17 protein-coding genes are annotated in these 17095 nt (G+C 73.4%); 12 read left to right on the top strand and 5 right to left on the bottom strand.

Going from position 1 to position 17095, the window contains the following annotated elements:
• Positions 1–10 precede the first annotated feature (10 nt).
• On the top strand, positions 11–1510 hold the full coding sequence (locus G569_RS55645; RefSeq protein WP_064750568.1) for an MFS transporter: 1500 nt from the start codon (positions 11–13) through the stop codon (positions 1508–1510).
• Here the strand turns inward: G569_RS55645 and G569_RS0140085 are convergent.
• Entirely contained in the window at positions 1473–3230 is a 1758-nt protein-coding gene (locus G569_RS0140085) for an AfsR/SARP family transcriptional regulator (protein WP_037502547.1), read from the bottom strand. The two genes, G569_RS55645 and G569_RS0140085, sit on opposite strands and share 38 nt — an antisense overlap.
• Here G569_RS0140085 and G569_RS0140080 point away from each other — a divergent pair.
• Together G569_RS0140080 and G569_RS0140075 are read left to right on the top strand one after the other, a co-directional pair.
• A complete protein-coding gene (locus tag G569_RS0140080; RefSeq protein ID WP_037502544.1) occupies positions 3229–4101 on the top strand; it encodes an alpha/beta fold hydrolase in 873 nt (290 codons plus the stop codon). The two genes, G569_RS0140085 and G569_RS0140080, sit on opposite strands and share 2 nt — an antisense overlap.
• 31 nt (positions 4102–4132) lie before the next feature.
• On the top strand, positions 4133–4609 hold the full coding sequence (locus G569_RS0140075) for an SHOCT domain-containing protein (protein ID WP_028067577.1): 477 nt from the start codon (positions 4133–4135) through the stop codon (positions 4607–4609).
• On the opposite strand, the gene G569_RS60035 is transcribed toward G569_RS0140075, so the two are convergent.
• On the bottom strand, positions 4596–5909 hold the full coding sequence (locus G569_RS60035) for a M20/M25/M40 family metallo-hydrolase (protein ID WP_028067576.1): 1314 nt from the start codon (positions 5907–5909) through the stop codon (positions 4596–4598). The two genes, G569_RS0140075 and G569_RS60035, sit on opposite strands and share 14 nt — an antisense overlap.
• 23 nt (positions 5910–5932) lie before the next feature.
• On the opposite strand from G569_RS60035, the gene G569_RS55635 reads away from it, so the two are divergent.
• Together G569_RS55635 and G569_RS60030 are read left to right on the top strand one after the other, a co-directional pair.
• On the top strand, positions 5933–6427 hold the full coding sequence (locus G569_RS55635) for a thiamine pyrophosphate-binding protein (protein ID WP_053227711.1): 495 nt from the start codon (positions 5933–5935) through the stop codon (positions 6425–6427).
• Positions 6424–6984 carry a thiamine pyrophosphate-dependent enzyme gene (locus G569_RS60030; protein ID WP_053227710.1) on the top strand — a complete coding sequence of 187 codons (561 nt, stop codon included), beginning with the start codon at positions 6424–6426 and terminating at the stop codon, positions 6982–6984. Before G569_RS55635 ends, G569_RS60030 begins: the two co-directional genes overlap by 4 nt.
• Before the next feature lie 307 nt (positions 6985–7291).
• On the opposite strand, the gene G569_RS55625 is transcribed toward G569_RS60030, so the two are convergent.
• Both G569_RS55625 and G569_RS0140050 read right to left on the bottom strand, forming a co-directional pair.
• Positions 7292–8221 (bottom strand): NmrA family NAD(P)-binding protein, encoded by a 930-nt coding sequence (locus tag G569_RS55625; protein ID WP_084286235.1) that lies wholly within the window; start codon positions 8219–8221, stop codon positions 7292–7294.
• Positions 8214–8915 carry a FadR/GntR family transcriptional regulator gene (locus G569_RS0140050; protein ID WP_084286234.1) on the bottom strand — a complete coding sequence of 234 codons (702 nt, stop codon included), beginning with the start codon at positions 8913–8915 and terminating at the stop codon, positions 8214–8216. Before G569_RS0140050 ends, G569_RS55625 begins: the two co-directional genes overlap by 8 nt.
• A gap of 51 nt (positions 8916–8966) precedes the next feature.
• On the opposite strand from G569_RS0140050, the gene G569_RS0140045 reads away from it, so the two are divergent.
• The 7 genes from G569_RS0140045 to proC are packed head-to-tail and all read left to right on the top strand — an operon-like array spanning position 8967 to position 15947.
• On the top strand, positions 8967–9731 hold the full coding sequence (locus tag G569_RS0140045) for a LamB/YcsF family protein (protein ID WP_028067574.1): 765 nt from the start codon (positions 8967–8969) through the stop codon (positions 9729–9731).
• Between the two features lie 9 nt (positions 9732–9740).
• Positions 9741–11279, top strand: a complete 1539-nt coding sequence (locus G569_RS55620; RefSeq protein ID WP_053227708.1) for a 5-oxoprolinase subunit B/C family protein — start codon at positions 9741–9743, stop codon at positions 11277–11279.
• Positions 11276–12073, top strand: coding sequence for an SDR family NAD(P)-dependent oxidoreductase (locus tag G569_RS0140035; RefSeq protein WP_028067573.1), 798 nt, complete (start codon positions 11276–11278; stop codon positions 12071–12073). The genes G569_RS55620 and G569_RS0140035 overlap by 4 nt, the downstream gene beginning before the upstream one ends.
• A 3-nt stretch (positions 12074–12076) precedes the next feature.
• Positions 12077–13141 carry a zinc-binding dehydrogenase gene (locus G569_RS0140030; RefSeq protein ID WP_211233216.1) on the top strand — a complete coding sequence of 355 codons (1065 nt, stop codon included), beginning with the start codon at positions 12077–12079 and terminating at the stop codon, positions 13139–13141.
• Positions 13138–14421 (top strand): NAD(P)/FAD-dependent oxidoreductase, encoded by a 1284-nt coding sequence (locus G569_RS0140025; protein ID WP_028067571.1) that lies wholly within the window; start codon positions 13138–13140, stop codon positions 14419–14421. The genes G569_RS0140030 and G569_RS0140025 overlap by 4 nt, the downstream gene beginning before the upstream one ends.
• On the top strand, positions 14418–15158 hold the full coding sequence (locus G569_RS55615) for an HpcH/HpaI aldolase family protein (RefSeq protein WP_053227707.1): 741 nt from the start codon (positions 14418–14420) through the stop codon (positions 15156–15158). The genes G569_RS0140025 and G569_RS55615 overlap by 4 nt, the downstream gene beginning before the upstream one ends.
• A gap of 12 nt (positions 15159–15170) precedes the next feature.
• Positions 15171–15947: a pyrroline-5-carboxylate reductase gene (proC, locus tag G569_RS0140015; RefSeq protein WP_028067570.1), complete on the top strand. Its 777-nt coding sequence runs from the start codon at positions 15171–15173 to the stop codon at positions 15945–15947.
• Here the strand turns inward: proC and G569_RS0140010 are convergent.
• Complete coding sequence (locus G569_RS0140010) at positions 15936–17081, bottom strand: diaminobutyrate--2-oxoglutarate transaminase (RefSeq protein ID WP_211233215.1); 1146 nt, start codon at positions 17079–17081, stop codon at positions 15936–15938. The genes proC and G569_RS0140010 overlap by 12 nt on opposite strands.
• Positions 17082–17095 lie beyond the last annotated feature (14 nt).

Below are 17095 nucleotides of genomic sequence, written 5' to 3'. Positions count from 1 at the left end.
CGCGCGGCCCATGAACAACAATCGCCTCGTCCTCGCGGCGATGGTGTTCGCCGTCGCGATGACCTTCATCGATCAGACGATCGTCGCGATCGCGATTCCCGACCTGCAGAAGGACCTCGACCTCACGCAGACCGAGTCGCAGTGGATCATCAACGGCTACCTGCTCGCGCTGTCGGCGCTGTTCGCGTTCGGCGGGAAGCTCGGCGACGTGCTCGGGCGCCGGCGGATGGTGGTCATCGGCGTGATCGGCTTCGCGGCGGCGTCGGCGCTGTGCGGGTTCACGCCCACCGGTGACGTCGCGGCGGCGTGGATGATCGTCTTCCGCGTCGCCCAGGGCGCCTTCGCCGCGCTCATGTTCCCGGCGGCGGTCGGCATCGTGATCGCGGCGTTTCCGGTGCAGGAGCGCGGGCGCGCGATGGCGGTGTTCTTCGGGATCTCCGGCGGGCTGACCGCGATCGGGCCGCTCGCCGGCGGGTTCCTGACACAGTGGACGTGGCGGTCGATCTTCTGGATCAACATCCCCGTCGCGCTGATCGCCCTGTATCTGATCTGGCGCTCCAAGCCGGACGACGAGCGCCGCCCGGCGCCGCTGGACGTCCGCGGCACGGTGCTCGTGTCAGGGGCGATGGGGTTGCTCGTACTCGGGCTCCAGCAATCGAGCCAGTGGGGCTGGGACGCCGTGGCGACGTGGGGCTCGCTCGTCGTCGGCGCGGCCCTCGCGGTCGCGTTCGTCGCGTGGGAGCTCCGCTGCCCGCACCCGCTGCTCGACCTGACGATCTTCCGCGACCGCGCGTTCGCCGCCGACACCGTGATCCTCGCAGTGATGTCAGTCGTGTTCGTGCCGTTCTTCTTCTTCGGCAGCGTGTACGCGCAAGCGGCTCTCGGGCTCTCGTCGAGCGAGGCCGGCGTGTACATCCTCTACTTCTTCCTCGGCTTCGTGATCGCCGCCCAGATCGGCGGGCGGATCCTCGACAAGCGCGGCGCGCGGCCGACGATCGTGCTCGGCGGCGCGGTCGGCGCCGTCGGCTTCTTCCTGCTCGCGGGCAAGCTCACGGATCTCTCGCTCGGCGCGCAGGCCATCTACATCGCGATCGCGGGCGCCGGCCTGGGGTTCATGCTCGGCCCGGCCAGCACCGACGCGGTCAACCGGGCGCCCAGCTCGGCCTACAGCGAGGTCACCGGGATCACGCAGACGGGCCGCAACTTCGGCGCGAGCCTCGGCCTGGCCGTGTTGGGAACGATCCTGATCAACCGCGCGACCGCGACGGTCACGGAGGCGCTGGTCCACAGCGGCGTGCCGCGTGCGCGGGCGGCGGAGCTGGCGGGGTCGTTCGGCGGCTCCGGTGGCGGAGCCGTTCCGCACGAGGTCCAGCTGGCGTTCGCGCAGGCGACGCAGACGATCTTCTACATCATGGCCGCGGTGATGGCGGCGACGTTCCTGCTCGCCCGCCTCTGGCTGCCGCGGTCTGCCCCTACGCCCGCCGCCGAACCGATTCCAGCGCAGCGCTGAGCGCGTCGACGCGTCCGAAGGAGACCATGCCGCTGCCCGCCGCGAGCTCGTCCTTCGCGGGCGTGAGCTTGGCGAGGGCGCGGCGCATCCCGGGGACGTCTCGCGCCACGAGGGCGCGATCGGCCCTGATGCACCACAGCGCCTCCTGCAGCAGGTCCGGCGGCGGATCGACGTGCATCCAGCGCTCGAACGGGCCGGCGTCATCGCGGCGGCCGAGCGAGAGCTCGGCGAGCGCGGCCAGGCCGTCGAGGCCGGGCATCCCGGCGGCGTCGAGCATGCTCGTCGCCTGGCCGTAGTCGCCGGTCCTGAGCGCGCGGTACCAGGCGGTGAACACGCCGATCAGCGGGCGCTCGGGCTCGAGCCGGCTCGCCGCCTCGGCGTGGGCGTCAGCCGTGGCGAAGTCGCCGAGCGCGCAGCAGGCCTGGATCCGGATCAGGTGGCCGAGGACGGTGTAGCTGACGAGCCGGTGCGGGAGCTGCAGCAGCTGCTTGCCGATGACATCGCGAGCGGGCGCGTTCCCGAGCGTGTGGCAGCTCTGCATCCAGACGCCGTTGAGGACGAACGCCAGCAGTGCCGGATCGCCGAGGCGGCGGGCGATCGCCTCGGCTTCGCTCGCCTCCTTTCGCCGGTCGGCGGTTCCGCGCGACTCGAGCGCGATGGTGGCGAGGAGCCGGGCGCGGGTGGTGGCATCGGCGACGTGTGGCAGCGTGCGCACGGCGGCCTCGACGATGGCTGCCGCCTGCTCGGGGTCGTCCGAGCGCATCCAGATCGCGGGGACGTCGTAGGCGCCGATGACGCGCGCGGTCAGCTGCGGGTCGCCCAGTTCCTCCGCGGCGCGGATCGCGGCCAGCCGGTGGGTGCGTGCGGCCTCGAGGCCGCCGCTCACGGCGAGCTTCCTGAGCAGGTCGATCGTGGATTGGAGGCGGGCGGGGGCGCCCACGGTCCGCGCGTAGGCCTCCGTCGCGTCCGCCCAGACCCGCTGGATGGAGGTGTCCTCGTGGTTGAGGATGTCCCGCTCGAGCTTTTGGAGGGCGGGCGTGGGATCGAGTCCGAGCTGGTCCTGCAGGCTCGCGCGTGCGCTGCGGAGGGCGTCGAGCGCCTCGGCCTGCCGGCCGCCGCGATACAGCGCGAGCGCGAGCAGACGCCAGCCGTCTTCGCGCCACGGGTGCTCGGCGACGTGGGCGCTGAGTTCGGCGACGACCTCGGCGCCTCGCGCGAGCCGTGCCTCGGCCCGGCGCTCGACCGCGTGCAGCCGCAGCTCGGTCAGCCGGGCGCGCTCCGCGCGGGCCCAGTCGTAGTCGTCGAGCTCCTGATACGCGGGGCCGTGCCAGAGCGCGAGCGCGTCGGTGCGCCCTTGGCGGACCGCGTCTTCGAAGCGGTGCGCGTCGATGTCGTGGCTTCGCAGCGCGTACCCGTTGCCCTCGGTGACGAGCAGGCGCGCGGGGGCGCGCGGCGCACGCCCGGGCTCGAGCGCTTGGCGGAGGTCCCCCACGAACGTGCGGATCGCGCCGACCGCGCGCGGCGGCGGGCTCGCCCACAGGTCCTCGGTGAGCCGATCGACGGACACGACCTCCCCGCGGGCTACGATCAGGCGGGCGAGGAGGGCTCTGTGGATCGGTCCCTTCAGGGCGACGGGCTCGCCGTCGGCGAACGCCGCGATCGGCCCCAGCACCTGGAAGCTGATCGGTTGCTGATCGGCGGGTTGCACGCTGCGCGGCATGGATCTCTTCGAACATGAAAGCGTCCCGGTCGCCGACGGTGTGTCACTGCACGTCGCCCTCGCGGGCTCGGGGCCGCCGATCGTGCTGCTGCACGGGTTCCCGCAGACGCATCTGATGTGGAGGGACGTGGCGTCCCGCCTGGCCGCGTCGCACACCGTGATCTGTCCCGACCTGCGCGGGTACGGAGCGTCGAGCAAGCCCGCGGACGGGTACTCGAAGCGGGTGATGGCGGCGGACGTCGTCGCGCTGGGATCGGCGCTGGGCTTCTCGTCGTTCGCGCTCGCCGGGCACGATCGCGGCGCCTTGGTGGCGTTCCGCGCGGGGCTCGATCATCCCGGCGTCGTCACGCATCTGGCGTGCCTGGACGTGCTGCCCACGCTCGACATGTGGGACGTCCTGCGCGGTGCGGGCGCGGCGGTCGGCTGGCACCTGTACCTGATGGCACAGCCGGCCGGGCTGCCGGAGGCGATGATCGGCGCGACCGCCGACGCGTTCTTCGGTCACTTCCTCGATGCCTGGGGACAGGCGCCCTTTGCCGCGGACGTGCGCGAGGCGTATCTGGCGGCGTGCCGCGGGGCGGTGCCGTCGATCGTCGCGGACTACCGGGCGTCGGCGACGAGTGACATCGCCGACGATCAGGCCTCGCGCGACGCCGGGGCGCAGCTGGCGATGCCGGTCACGGTCCTGCAGCAGGACTGGGGCGCGGCGCTCGGGTACGACGCGGCGGCGATCTGGCGGGCGTGGGCGCCGGACCTCGTGCACCGGACGGTCGACTGCGGGCACTTCATGGCCGAGGAGGCGCCGGACCTGGTGGCCGACGCGCTGCTCGACTTGGTTCATCGTCCCCTCAGCCGGGCTGTGCGGAGGTAGGGTCTCGTTTTCGTCCGGTGGGGGGAGAGGCATGTTGGGCAAGAAGGGCAGGTTCGAGAAGAAGCTCGCGCGCGGGGAGGCGGGCCGTGCGCCGGCGACGATCCTGCGGGTGACCAAGCTGCTCCCGGGAACGGCGCCCACGACCGTGGCCGTGGGGACGTACCGCGCGCACGTGCGTGTCGAGCCGACCGACGAGCCGTCCTTCGAGGCCTCCGTGACCATGCATGTGACCTCGGCGTCCTTCACGCCCCGCGTCGGCGAGCAGATCCCCGTGATCTACCACGAGAGCTCGGTCGCCTGGGACACCGACTCGGCCCACGAGGAGCGCGGCCGCCTGGCCGGCGCGCGTCTCGACCTCAAGCCGGACGAGCGCGATCGCTTCCGCGCGACCCTGCTCGCCCGCCTGGACGAGCAGCGCGCCAAGGGCAAGATCGACGACGCCGAATACCTGGCCCGCCGCGCCGAGATCGAGGCCGACCCCGAGCTGCGTTCCGTCAGCGGCTCGTGAACTCGGGGATCAACGTCTTGAGCGTCTCGGTGTAGGCCTCGAGCTGCGGGACCTCGACCCACTCGACGTCCGTGTGCAGACCACCACCGGCCGGTCCGCACACCACCGCCGGAATTCCCGCGTTTTCCCACAGCGCGGACTCCATCCAGTAGGGAAACCCGGTGCGTGCGGGCGCGCCGAGCAGCTCCACGATGTGCCGCACCGCGGGGTGCTCGTCGTCGAGCTGCCACGCCTCCCGCGCCATCGTCTGCGTCACCGTGGCATCGATGTCGGGGTGGGCGTCGAGGATCGCCTCGACGTCCCGCTTCCCGGCGTCCGCCGGCTCGCCGGGCACCGTGCGCCGCTCGATCGTCGCCCGCGCGTGATCCGGCAGGACGAACGGCGCCGTGCCGCCGCTGACGACCGTCGCCATGAACGACGGATGACCCGCCAGCGGGTGCGGCGCGGCGTCTCGGAGTTGTGCGTCGCGCGCCTCGACCCCCGCGAGCACCCGGGCGAGGTGGGTGACGGCGTTCACCCCGTCCTGCGGCCGCGAGGAGTGCGCCGCCCGCCCACGGACCTCCACCTCGACCACCGCAAACCCCCGATGGGCGCTGGCGAGCTCGAGCCACGTGGGCTCGGCGACGATGCACGCGGCGGGCAACCGCCGTCCGCCGCGGGCCGGCGGGCCGTCGCCGCCCGCGCCGGCGCCGCCCGCGCTCGCGCGGCCCGCGCCGCCGTCGCTCGCGCCCGCGTCGCCGGCTCCGGCCGCGCCGCCCGCCTCCTCGCTGCCCGCAAGGCCCGCGCCGCCTGTGCGGCCCACGCCGCCCGCCGCCTCGCCGCCCGCGCCCGCCTCGGCGAGCGCTGTGAGGCGTGCGAGTGCGGCGGTCGTGCCGAGGCTGCCGTGCTCCTCATCCGCGACGAGCGCGAGGACGATATCCCCACGCGTGCCGGCGCGGGCGGCGTGCTCGGCGGCCACGACCAGGGCGGCGACGCCCGCCTTCATGTCACACGTGCCGCGGCCGTAGAGGCGGTCGCCTTCGAGGCGTGGGGTGAAGGCGTCGCGCATCCCGCCCGCGGGGACGGTGTCGAGGTGCCCGTTGAGGGCGAGCGACGGGGCGTCGGCGGCGGTGCCGCGGTGGGTCGCGAGGAGGCTGGGGCGCGCGCGTGGGCCGACGATCTCGATCGCGAACCCGTTTCGGGCGAGGCGTGCCGCGAGGTGCTCGACCGCGGGTCGCTCGCCGGGCGCGCCGGGCTCCAGGTCCGGGTTGACGGTGTTCAGCGCGACGAGTTCGCGAGTGAGGTCGACGACGTCGGACACGTTCGTGTGTATGGTATTACCAAATGGCCTGGCAAGAGGTTCTGGCGGACGCATTGGTCGACGCGGGGGTCGAGGTCGCCGCGTGGGTGCCCGACAAGCGACTCGCGCCGATCGGCGAGCGGCTCGTCACGCGCGGCATCCCCCTCCGGACGCTCACGCGTGAGGAGGAGTGCTTCGGGTTCGCGGCCGGCTACCGCGCCGCCGGCGGCATGCCGCTGGTGCTGCTGCAGTGCTCCGGGCTCGGCAACTCGCTGAACGCGCTCGGGTCGCTCGTCGTGCCGTACGGGTTCGGATTCCCGGCGGTCCTCTCGATGCGCGGCTCGCTCGGCGAGCGCAACCCTTCGCAGATGCCGCTCGGCCGCACGACCGCGGGCGTGCTCGAGCTGCTCGGCGTGCAGCCGTTCCCGCTGGCCCGCCCGGACGAGGCCGGCACGGTCGCGCGCGGTGCCGTCGCCACCGCCGAAGGCGCCCGGGTCCTCGCCCCGATCGTGCTCGAATCGATCCTGGACATCGCATGAACCCGACCTCGATCGTGCGCGCCGTCCTCGCGGCGGGCCCGGACGCGCTTTACGTGTCCTCCCTCGGCACTCCGACCTCCGCGCTGCGCGCCGCGAGCGACGACGGCCCGCACCTCTACATGGGCGGCTCGATGGGCACCGCCCTCGCCGCGGCGCTCGGGGTCGCGGAGAAGCGTCCCGACCGCGACGTCGTCTGCCTGCTCGGCGACGGCGAGGCGCTGATGGGCGCCGGCTCCTTCTGGAGCCTCGCCGGCCTCGCGCCGCCGAACCTCCTCACGGTCGTGCTGATCGACGGCCACTACACGATCACCGGCGGCCAGCCCCTCGGCGTCCCGGACGCGTTCGGCGCGGTCGCCGCCGCCCTCGGCCTCGCCACCGCGACCGCCCGCACGGCGGAAGAGATCACGTCATCCGTCGCCTCGCTCCCGCGCCCCGCGGTCCTCGAGGTCCGCTACGAGGAGCGCGAATGGCCCGGCCCGTCCCCGTTCGTCGACCCGCCCGTGGTCCGCTGGCGCTTCGAACAGGCCGCCACCGGAACCGCCGTCGCTGACGGGTGAGGTCACTGAGCGTCCTGACGGGACGTTCAGTGACCTCACATGGCACGCGGCGAGCGGGCAGGAGAGGCGCGGCGCAGGGTTTGGCGGCGCGGCGAGCGGAGACGGCGCGGCGACGCGGCGCGGCGGCTAGGGGCGTGCGGCGCGCAGAGGCGCGGGCGGGCGCAGCGCGGCGGCGGGAGGGGAGGCCGGGCGCAACGCAGCGGCGGGAGGCAAGGCCCGGCGCGCGGTGACGCGGCGCGGCGCGCGGCGGCGGGGAGGCGAGGCTCGGAACGCGGACGCAGCGCGGCGTCGGGACGCGGACGCCGGGTCAGAGGTGGCTGCGCGACGCGCCCGCGCGGTACGTCTCGCCGTGGTCGGCGAGGAACTGCGAGAGCGGCGTGGCGGGGCGGCCGAGGAGGCGTTCGAGGTCACCGGTCGGCGTGTTGTCGGCGGCGGTGTAGGCGGAGGCGATCGCGGCGAGATCGTCGGCGCGCCAGGCCGGGATGCCCGCGTCCAGCAGCGAGGCGTGGAACGCCGCGGGAGCGAGCGGCTCGTAGTGCACCGGCGCGCCGACGAGCTCCGCCAGCGCGGCGGCGACCGACGCGTACGTGGCGGCCGACGGGCCCGTGAGCGCGTATGTCGCACCCACGTGGGCGGCGGGCGAGCGGAGCACGGCGGCGACCGCGGCGCCGACGTCGCGCGTGTCGACGAGGGGGAACGCGGCGGCGCCCATCGGTGCCGCGAGGCGGCCGGCCGAGGCGACGTCGCCGGCGAATCGCAGCAGGTTCTGCATGTACAGGTGCGGGCGCACGAACGTCCACGCCAACCCGGACCCGCGCAGCGCGGACTCGATCGCCGCGTGCCAGCGCATCAGCGCCACCGGCGAGTCCGGCCGCGCCCCGATCGCGGACAGCTTGACGACGTGCGAGACACCGGCCGCGGCGGCGACCTCGAGCACGCGGAGGTGCTGCGCCACCTGGTCCGGGTTGTCCCGCCCGGTGAGGAACATGACGTCGACGCCGTCGAAGGCGCGCCGCAGCGAATCGGCGTCGTCGAACGACCCGACGACGACCTCCGCTTGACGGGTGGGGTCGGAAACTTGCGCGTGGCGGGACTCAGCGACCGGACCCGTCGCGACGAGCGCGTCGGGCGCTCGCGCCAGCACGCGAACAGGGCGCCCCGCGAGGGCGCGGAGCGCAACGCCACCGACTTGTCCCGTAGCGCCTGTCAGGAGAATGGTCTGACCATAATCAGCCATTCGTGCGGCGGTTCCACGCGTCGATGTGCTCGCGCATCAGGATTCGCGCGAGCTCGGCATCGCCGTCGGCGACCGCGGCGGTGATCTTGGCGAGATCCTCGGGGATCGTGAGCGCCTGCTCGAGCGCGGCGGGGCGGACGATCTGGTTGTGCCGGCGGGTGACCGCGCCGTGGATGCCCAAAGCGATGCCGATGCGCAGCCGGTTCTTCGTGGCGCGGGCGAGGGCCTCGTGCCAGCGGACGTCGACCTCGGCGAGCAGCTCGACACCCCCGGCGGCTCGGGCGTCGGCGACCAGGGCCTGGAGGGTCGTGATGTCGCTCGCGTCGGCGCGGCGGGCGGCCCAGGCGGCGTTCTCGCCCTCGAAGTCGACCCGGAACTCGGACAGGTCCTCCAACGAGGCGCCGCGGAGCGAGACCAGCGACGCCAACGCGTCACCGAGGGTCGACTCCGACGGCGTGACGGCGTACGAGCCGCCGCCCTTGCCGGGCCGGACCTCGATCATGCCGAGCGCCTCGAGCGACCGCAGCGCCTCGCGCAGGGTGGGGCGGCCGACACCGAGCTCCTCGCACAGCTGGCGCTCGCCCGGCAGCCGGTCTCCGGGGCGGATGCGACCAGAGAGGATCGCCTCGCGGAGCTGCTCGACCACGTCGTCGAATGTCCGCACCCGCCGGACCTTTTCGAAGGAGGGGGCCACCGCCGCGAAGCGTAGCAGTGTTTGGTTTGACCATATGGTACCTTCCGCCAGATGTCTGCCGACCGCATCGATCTAAACGTCGACGCCGGAGAGTCGTACGGCGCCTGGCGGATGAGCGACGACGCGGCTCTGTTCGCCGAGGTGTCGAGCGCCAACCTCGCGTGCGGCTTCCACGCGGGCGACCCGAACACGATCCGCAAGAGCCTCCAGCTGGCGCTCGACGCGGGCGTGGCGGTCGGCGCGCACCCCGGGCTGCCGGATCTCGCGGGCTTCGGCCGGCGGGCGATGACGATGTCACCCGACGAGGTCTACGCCGACACGCTCTACCAGATCGGTGCCTTCTACGGCTTCGTCAAGGCGGCCGAGGCGACGCTGCACCACATGAAGCCCCACGGCGCGCTCAACACCGCCGTCGCGAACGCATCCGACGCCAACGCCGAGGCGCTCGTCCAGGCGACGCGGGACTTCGATCCGCAACTGCCGATCATCGCCATCGCCGGCTCGCGCCTGCACCAGGCCGCGCAACGGCTCGGCCAGCCCGTCGTCGCCGAGGGCTTCCCCGATCGCGGCTACGCCCCGGACGGCTCACTCGCCAAGCGGGGCACCGACGGCGCGATCGTGCACGATCCCGAACGAGCCGCGCAGCGCGCGGTCCGGATGGCCACCGAGGGCACGGTCGAGGCGCTCGACGGCACGATCGTCGAGCTCACGCCAGGCACGCTGTGCATCCACGGCGACAACCCGGGCAGCGTCGCGACCGCGAAGGCGATCCGCGCGGCGCTCGAGCGCGCCGGCATCGCCATCGCCGCGTTCTGAGCGCTCTCGATGGCACCCGTCGGTCAATACCTGCGCTACTCGACGGTGTTCGACGAGCGGGCGAACCTCAAGGTGCTCGCGCTCGCGGCGACGCTCGACGCCACCCGCCCGGCCGGCGTCCGCGAGATCTATCCCGGCTACGGCTCGGTCTATGTCGAGTGGGAGGACCGGACCCTCTCCAACGAGCGGGCGCAGGAGTGGATCGACGCCGCGCTGAACGCCGATCACGATGACCTGAAGGCGCCGAAGCAGATCGACGTTCCCGTCAACTACGGCGGCATCGACACCGACGACGTCGTCGAGCAGACCGGTCTGACGCCGGAGCAGATCGCCGCGCTCCACGCGAGCCGCGAGTACCGCGTCTGCGCCCGCGCGACCGTCGGCCAGCCGATGATGGCGAGCACCGACGAGCGTCTGCGCGTCCCACGGCGCAAGACCCCGCGCACCGACGTCCCCGCGCTCGCGGTGGCGATCGCCAACGAGCAGGCGACGATCTACCCGGTGCTGATGCCGGGCGGGTGGAACGTCATCGGGACAGCGCTCGAGAACGTCTACGACCCGCACCGCGACGATCCGTTCCTGTTCGAGCTCGGCGACACGGTCCGGTTCGAGGCCGAGCAGGGCGAGCCGCCGAAGACGCCCGAGCGCCGCATCCTGCTACCCGAGACGCCGCACACGCCCGCGCTCCGAGTCGAGGAGGCGGGGGCGCTGGACCTCGTCCTCGACCACGGCCGCCTCAACCAGGCCCACCACGGCATGGCGCAGTCCGGCCCGCTCGATGCCAGGGCCGCCCGCCTGGCCAACGCCCTGTGCGGGAACGCGCCCGGGACGACGTTGATCGAGTCCACGCTCCACGGCCCGCGCTTCACGGCGCTCACGGACCTCGTCGTCGGCGCCGCCGGCCGCGGCTTCACGCTCCACCTCGACGGCGAGCCGCAAGGTCAACGCACCACCCACGTCACGCGAGGGCAGTCGCTGCAGCTGAAGGCGACCGGAAACGGCGTCCGCGGCTACCTCGCGCTCGCGGGTGGCATCGAGGCGGAGCCGTTCCTGGGCTCGGCGAGCGTCGACCGCTACGGGCTGATCGGCCGCGCGCTACGCGCCGGCGACGTCCTCGGCCTCGCGCGCACCGACACGAGCCCGATCGAGATGCAGGCGCGCGCCCTCCAGACGCCCTACCACCTCGTCATTCGCCTCCACCGCGGTCCGCAATGGTCCGAGGAAGCGGAGCGAGCGCTGACGAGCGCTCCGTTCACGGTCTCGACCGGCGACCGCATGGGCGTGCGCCTCGAAGGGCCCGAGGTCCCCGGTGGCGAGCTGCTGAGCGAGTCCCCGCCGCCCGGCGCGGTCCAGGTCCCGAGCGGGGGCGCCCCGATCCTTCTGCTCGCCGACCGCCAGCGCAGCGCCGGCTACGACAAGCCCGCCGTCATCCACCCCGACGACCTCCCGCTCGCGGGCCAGCTGCGGCCGGGGGAGACGATCCGCTTCGTCGTCGTCGGCGACCACCCCGTTCCCTGGTTCCGAGACCTCGAAGAAGGAGCACCATGAGATTCGAAGGCAAGTCCGTGATCGTGACCGGCGCCGGCCACGGCATCGGCCGCGCGGTCGCCGAGCGTTTCGCGAGCGAGGGCGCCAAGGTCGCCGTCAATGACATCGATCCCGACCGCGCGAACGAGACGGTCCAGGCGATCGGCGCGAACGCGATCGCCGCACCCGGTGACGTCAGCAAGGAGGAGGACGTGAACCGCATCGTCGCCGCAGCCGTCGACGCGCACGGCCCGATCGACGTGCTCGTCAACAACGCCGCGCTCGCGACCTACGAGGCGGTCACTCGCCACTTCCTCGAGGGCGACGCGGCCTGGTGGACCCGGATCATCCAGACCAACCTGACGAGCGTCTACCTGTGCTCGAACGCGGTCGTGCGCAGCATGGCCAAGCGGCGGACGGGCGCGATCATCAACCTCTCCAGCGGCGGTGCGACCCACGCCCACCGCGCGATGGCGGCCTACGACGCGGCCAAGGGCGGCATCGAGGCGGTCACCCGCGCGATGGCGCTCGACCTCGCGCCGTACAACGTGCGCGTCAACTTCGTCGTCCCCGGGCTGATCCGCACATATGACATCTCCGACGAGGTCGCCGCCGAGCGCGGTCAGGTGGTCCCGCTGCAGCGGCTCGGCACGGCCGACGACATGGCCGGCCCGATCGTCTTCCTCGCCTCCGACGACGCCCGCTACATGACCGGCTCCGGCGTCACCGTCGACGGCGGCGTGCTCGTCCAGCAGCGCTCGGCCCCGGTCGACATCTTCCCGGTCTCGCAGTACCCGGACATCCCGGCCGAGTAGGTGGTGCGCGCGGTCGTCATGCCCGCGCCCGGGGCGCCGCTCGAGCTGCGCGAGTTCGAGCGGCCACGCCTGGAGCCCGGCGCGGTGCTGCTGGAGACGCTGGCCAGCGAGGTCTGCGGCACCGACGCGCACTTGTGGAAGGGCCAGCTCGCGGGCGTGCCGTACCCGATCATCCCGGGCCATGTGAGCGTGGGCCGCGTCGCCGAGGCGAACGGTGCGACCGACGTCGACGGCCGCGAGGTCGTCCCCGGCCAGATCGTGACGTTCCTCGACGTCTTCGGCACCTGCGGTCGCTGCTGGTATTGCACGGTCGCCCAGGCCACCACGCGCTGTCCGCACCGCAAGGTCTACGGCGTGACGCTGTCGAGCGACGACGGGCTGCTCGGCGGGTGGGGGGAGTACATCCACCTCAAGCCCGGCGTGCACATCCTGCCGCTGCCCGAGACCCTGGACTGGCGCGCGTTCATGGCCGGCGGCTGCGGGATGCCGACCGCGCTGCACGCGGTGACCCTCGCCGAGATCGCGTTCGGTGACTCCGTCGTCATCCAAGGCGCGGGACCGGTCGGGCTGTGCGCCGCGGCGCTGGCGCAGCTGCGCGGTGCCGGGCAGGTGATCGTGATCGGCGGCCCGGAGGTCCGGCTCGAGGCGGCGCGCACGCTCGGAGCCGACGTCACGATCGCGCTCGACGAGGACCGTGTCGAGCGGGTCCGCGAGCTCACCCACGGGCGCGGCGCCGACGTCACGATCGAGGCCACCGGCGTACCGAGCGCGGTCCCGGAAGGGATGCGGATGACCCGTGACGCCGGCCGCTACGTCGTCGTGGGGCAGTACACGAACGTGGGCGAGGCCACGTTCAACCCGCACCTGGACCTCAACCAGAAGCACCTCGAGATCCGCGGCTGCTGGGGGAGTGACGTCGGCCACGTGTACCGCGCGATCAAGGTGATGGCCCGCCACCGCTTCCCGTGGACCGAACTGATCACCCACGAGTACCCGCTCGCCGAGGCGCAGCAGGCGCTCGAGGCGGTCGAGCGGCAGACCGTGGTGAAGGCGCTGATCGTGCCGTGACGGCGCCGCGCGGGGCGGCGGCGGGGCCGCGCGGGGCGGCGGCGGGGCCGCGCGACGCGGCGGCGGGGCCGCGCGACGCGGCGGCGGGGCCGCGCGACGCGGCGGCGGGGCGGACCGACGCGGCGGCGGGGCCGCGCGACCAGGCGTTGCCCCGCACCGCGGAGCTCGTCATCGTCGGCGCGGGCGTGATCGGCGCGGCGACGGCGTTCGCCGCGCGGCGCGCCGGGCTCGACCCGCTCGTGCTCGAGGCGCGCGCCGCGCCCGCGGCGGCGACGACCGCCGCGGCCACCGGCGCCTACCGGCTCCAGCAGGACGATCCCGACGAGCTCGCGATCATGCGCGAGACCGTCGCGGCGCTGTACGACTTCGCGGACTTCACGGGCCAGACCGCGCACGACCCGCGTCCGCAGCCGAACGGCCTGATGTCGGTGACGACGACCCAAGCGGGCGCGCGGGAGCAGCTGGAGACCGTCGCCCACCAGCGCTCGATCGGCGTCGACGGCATCGAGGTGCTCGACGGCGACGAGGCCCGCGACCGCTTCCCGTACCTGAGCGAGACCGTCCGCCAGGTCCGCATACGCATGCAGGACGGCCTGCTCGACCAGCGTGAGCTCGCGCTCGGGCTGCTCGAAGGAGCGCGGGTGCGGTTGAGCACACGCGTCACGGGTTTCGACACACGCGGCGGGCTGACCGCGGTCCACACCGACCGGGGAACCGTCTCCACACGCGCGTGTGTCATCGCCACGGGGCCGCTGTCCGGCAAGGTGGCGGCCCTCGCCGGCATCGAGCTCCCGATCCACGTGCTTCTCCGCCACAAGCTGCTGATCCCTCAGCTGCCCCAGGTGCCCCAGTGGGCGCCGCTCACCTTCGACGAGGACACCGGCGGGCACTGGCGACCGACCGGTGAGGGCGCCGCGCTCCTGATCAGCGTCTACGGTCAGCAACCGGGCGAAGCGGTCGAGGACCCGGTTCCCGAGCCCGATTTCGCCGAGCGCGTGCTGCGCTCCGTCGCCCGGATCACGCCGTTCTGGCGCGACATCGCGCCCGACCCGAACTGGCCCGTCAAATGCGGCTTCTACACGGTCACGCCGGATCATCGCCCGCTGATCGACGCGACGCCCGTCGACGGCCTGTACGTCAACACCGGCTACAGCGGCCACGGCGTGATGTCGAGCATCGGCGGCGCGCGGCACCTGCTCGACGTGATGACGGCCAGCAACCAGCACAATCCCTTTGCGCTCGACCGCACGTTCGTCCCGCCCCGAGGAAAGACCCGATGAGCCACACCCTTCGCACCCGCCTGCGCACCGGCGCGCCGCTGATCGCCAGCTTCGTCGAGACCCCGCACCGCGCGATCGGCGAGGTACTGGGCGCGATCGGCTACGACGTCCTGATCCCCGACGGCGAACACGGCGCGTTCTCGGCGCGTGACATCGAGGAGGTGATCGTCGGCGGCGACCTCGCCGGCGTCCCGTCGCTCGTGCGCGTGCCCTCCAACACGCCGAGCACGATCGGGCACGCCCTCGACAGCGGCGCGGCGGGCGTGCTGGTGCCGCTCGTCAACACCGCCGACGCCGCGCACACCGCCGCCCAGCTCTCCCGCTATCCGCCCGAAGGCCGCCGCGGCGCGGGTCCCGGCCGCGCGACCATCTACGGCCAACGACGAGAGGAAGCGATCGCCAACGCCCGCGAGGAGACCGTGGTCGCGATCCAGATCGAGACGGCGACCGCGGTCGAGAACCTCGACGAGATCCTGACCGTCGACGGCGTCGACCTGGTCTTCGTCGGCCCCAACGACCTCTCGCACTCCCTCGGGCGCCCGCCGGAGGCCGAACTGCGCGCCGTGATCGACACCATCCTGGCCAAGGCGAGGCAAGCGGGCCGGATGACCGGCATCCTCGCGCCCACGCCCGAGCTGTGCGCCCGCTACCGCGACTGCACGCTGCTGGTGACCGGCACCGACCTGGGCGCGCTGGCGGCGGGCGGCAAGGCGTTCCTCCAGGGCGCCCGCGGTTAGGCTTCACCCGCGATGGAGCTCTTGATCGTCGGTGGCGGGAAGATGGGCGAGGCCCTGCTCGGCGGGCTGCTCGCCGCGGGACACACAGGCCTCGGCGTGGTCGAGGTGATCGAAGCAAAGCGCGAGGAGCTGAGCGCGAAGTACCCCGGCGTGACGGTGCTCGACAAACCGCAGGCCACCAATGGCGCGCTGATCGCGGTCAAGCCGCAGTACGTTGCGAGCACCGCGTCCGCGCTCGCCGAGGCCGGCTGCGAACGCGTCCTGTCCGTCGCGGCGGGCATCACGATCGCGGCGATCGAGGCCGCGCTCGGCGCCCCGATCCCGGTCGTGCGCGCGATGCCCAACACGCCCGCGCTGGTCGGCGCCGGCGCCGCGGCGATCAGCCCCGGCACCCATGCCACCGACGAGGACCTGCAGTGGGCCGAGACCATCCTCGGCGCGGTCGGCGTCGTCGTCCGCGTGCCCGAGGCCAGCCTCGACGCCGTCACGGGCCTCTCCGGCTCCGGTCCCGCCTACGTCTTCCTCGTCGCGGAGGCGATGGCCGACGCGGGCGTGCTCGCCGGCCTCCCGCGTGACATCGCCGAGACGCTCGCCTTCCAGACGCTGCTGGGCTCCGCCAAGCTGCTGGCCGAGAGCGATGACGGACCCGCGCAACTCAAGGCCGCCGTCACGTCACCCGGCGGCACGACCGCCGCCGGCCTGCGGGAGCTCGAACGCGCCGGCGTGCGGTCCGCGTTCCTTGAAGCGGTGATGGCGGCCGCGCAGCGCGGCCGCGAACTAGGCGCGTAGCGCGACGCGGCGGTCGAGGGCGCGGGCGAGGATCGCGAGGCCGCGGTCGAGCGTGTCGTCGTCGACCGTCAGCGGTGGCATCACCTTCAGCACCTCGTCGAACGGGCCGCAGCGCTCGACGAGCACGCCGTCGGCGAACGCGCGGTGCTGGACCAATGCCGCATGCGCCGGATCGAGCTCGATCCCCAGCACCGCCCCGGAGCCGCGCGTCACCGGCGCCTCGACAGCGGCCAGCCGCGCGGCGACGTGCTCCACGCGGGCGAGAAATGCCGGGTCCTCCCAGAACGAGAGCGCGGCCGTCGCGGCGACCAGCGCGAGCTGGTTGGCGCGGAAGGTGCCGGTGTGCTCGCCCGGCTCCCACACGTCCAGCGAAGGGCGGATCAGGACGAGCGCGAGCGGCAGCCCGAAGCCGCTGATCGACTTCGACAGGCACACGAGGTCCGGCACGATCCCCGCCTGCTCGAAGCAGAAGAACGTCCCGGTACGCCCGACGCCGCACTGGATCTCGTCGCAGATCAACAGGACGCCATGGCGACGGCACAACGCGGCGAGCTCGCGCAGCCAGGCGGCCGGAGCGGGGCGGACGCCGCCCTCCAGCTGCAACGGCTCGACGATCACCGCCGCCGGCAAGTCATCGGCGAACACCCGCGAGAGCGCGTCCAGGTCGCCGAACGGCACGAAGCGGCCCGCCCCGGCCCGGCTCTCGCTGACCGCCAGCGCACCCGCCGTCATCCCGTGGAAGCCGCCCGAGAACGCCGCCACACCCGAACGGCCGGTGACCTTGCGGGCCAGCTTCAACGCCGCCTCGACCGCGTCGGCCCCGGTCGGCCCGCAGAACTGCACGCGGTGGTCGAGCCCGCGCGGCGCGAGCACGACCTCGTCGAACCGGCGCAGGAACGCGGCCTTGACCGGCGTGTCCATGTCGAGCGCGTGCACGACCGCGCCGGAATGCAAGTGCTCGATCAGCGCGTCGCGGATCCGTGGCGGGTTGTGCCCGTAGTTCAGCGCGCCCGCACCGCAGAAGAAGTCGACGTACGCCGTCCCGTCGGCTGCGAACAGCGAAGCGCCGCGGGCGTGCGAGAAGACCGCCGGAAAGGTCCGGCAGTACAACCGGACCTCCGACTCGGTGACCACTGTCAGGTCACCCT

The sequence above is a fragment of the Solirubrobacter soli DSM 22325 genome, assembly GCF_000423665.1.
Classification (GTDB): domain Bacteria; phylum Actinomycetota; class Thermoleophilia; order Solirubrobacterales; family Solirubrobacteraceae; genus Solirubrobacter; species Solirubrobacter soli.
This window is presented reverse-complemented; position numbering and strand designations above follow the sequence as displayed.

Bases quoted from the DNA above. Each gene is read 5' to 3' on its own strand.
- G569_RS55645 (WP_064750568.1), top strand. From the start codon at position 11: ATGAACAACAATCGCCTCGTCCTCGCGGCGATGGTGTTCGCCGTCGCG.
- G569_RS0140080 (WP_037502544.1), top strand. From the start codon at position 3,229: ATGGATCTCTTCGAACATGAAAGCGTCCCGGTCGCCGACGGTGTGTCA.
- G569_RS0140085 (WP_037502547.1), bottom strand. From the start codon at position 3,230: ATGCCGCGCAGCGTGCAACCCGCCGATCAGCAACCGATCAGCTTCCAG.
- G569_RS0140075 (WP_028067577.1), top strand. From the start codon at position 4,133: ATGTTGGGCAAGAAGGGCAGGTTCGAGAAGAAGCTCGCGCGCGGGGAG.
- G569_RS55635 (WP_053227711.1), top strand. From the start codon at position 5,933: ATGGCCTGGCAAGAGGTTCTGGCGGACGCATTGGTCGACGCGGGGGTC.
- G569_RS60030 (WP_053227710.1), top strand. From the start codon at position 6,424: ATGAACCCGACCTCGATCGTGCGCGCCGTCCTCGCGGCGGGCCCGGAC.
- G569_RS55625 (WP_084286235.1), bottom strand. From the start codon at position 8,221: ATGGCTGATTATGGTCAGACCATTCTCCTGACAGGCGCTACGGGACAA.
- G569_RS0140045 (WP_028067574.1), top strand. From the start codon at position 8,967: ATGTCTGCCGACCGCATCGATCTAAACGTCGACGCCGGAGAGTCGTAC.
- G569_RS55620 (WP_053227708.1), top strand. From the start codon at position 9,741: ATGGCACCCGTCGGTCAATACCTGCGCTACTCGACGGTGTTCGACGAG.
- G569_RS0140035 (WP_028067573.1), top strand. From the start codon at position 11,276: ATGAGATTCGAAGGCAAGTCCGTGATCGTGACCGGCGCCGGCCACGGC.
- G569_RS55615 (WP_053227707.1), top strand. From the start codon at position 14,418: ATGAGCCACACCCTTCGCACCCGCCTGCGCACCGGCGCGCCGCTGATC.
- proC (WP_028067570.1), top strand. From the start codon at position 15,171: ATGGAGCTCTTGATCGTCGGTGGCGGGAAGATGGGCGAGGCCCTGCTC.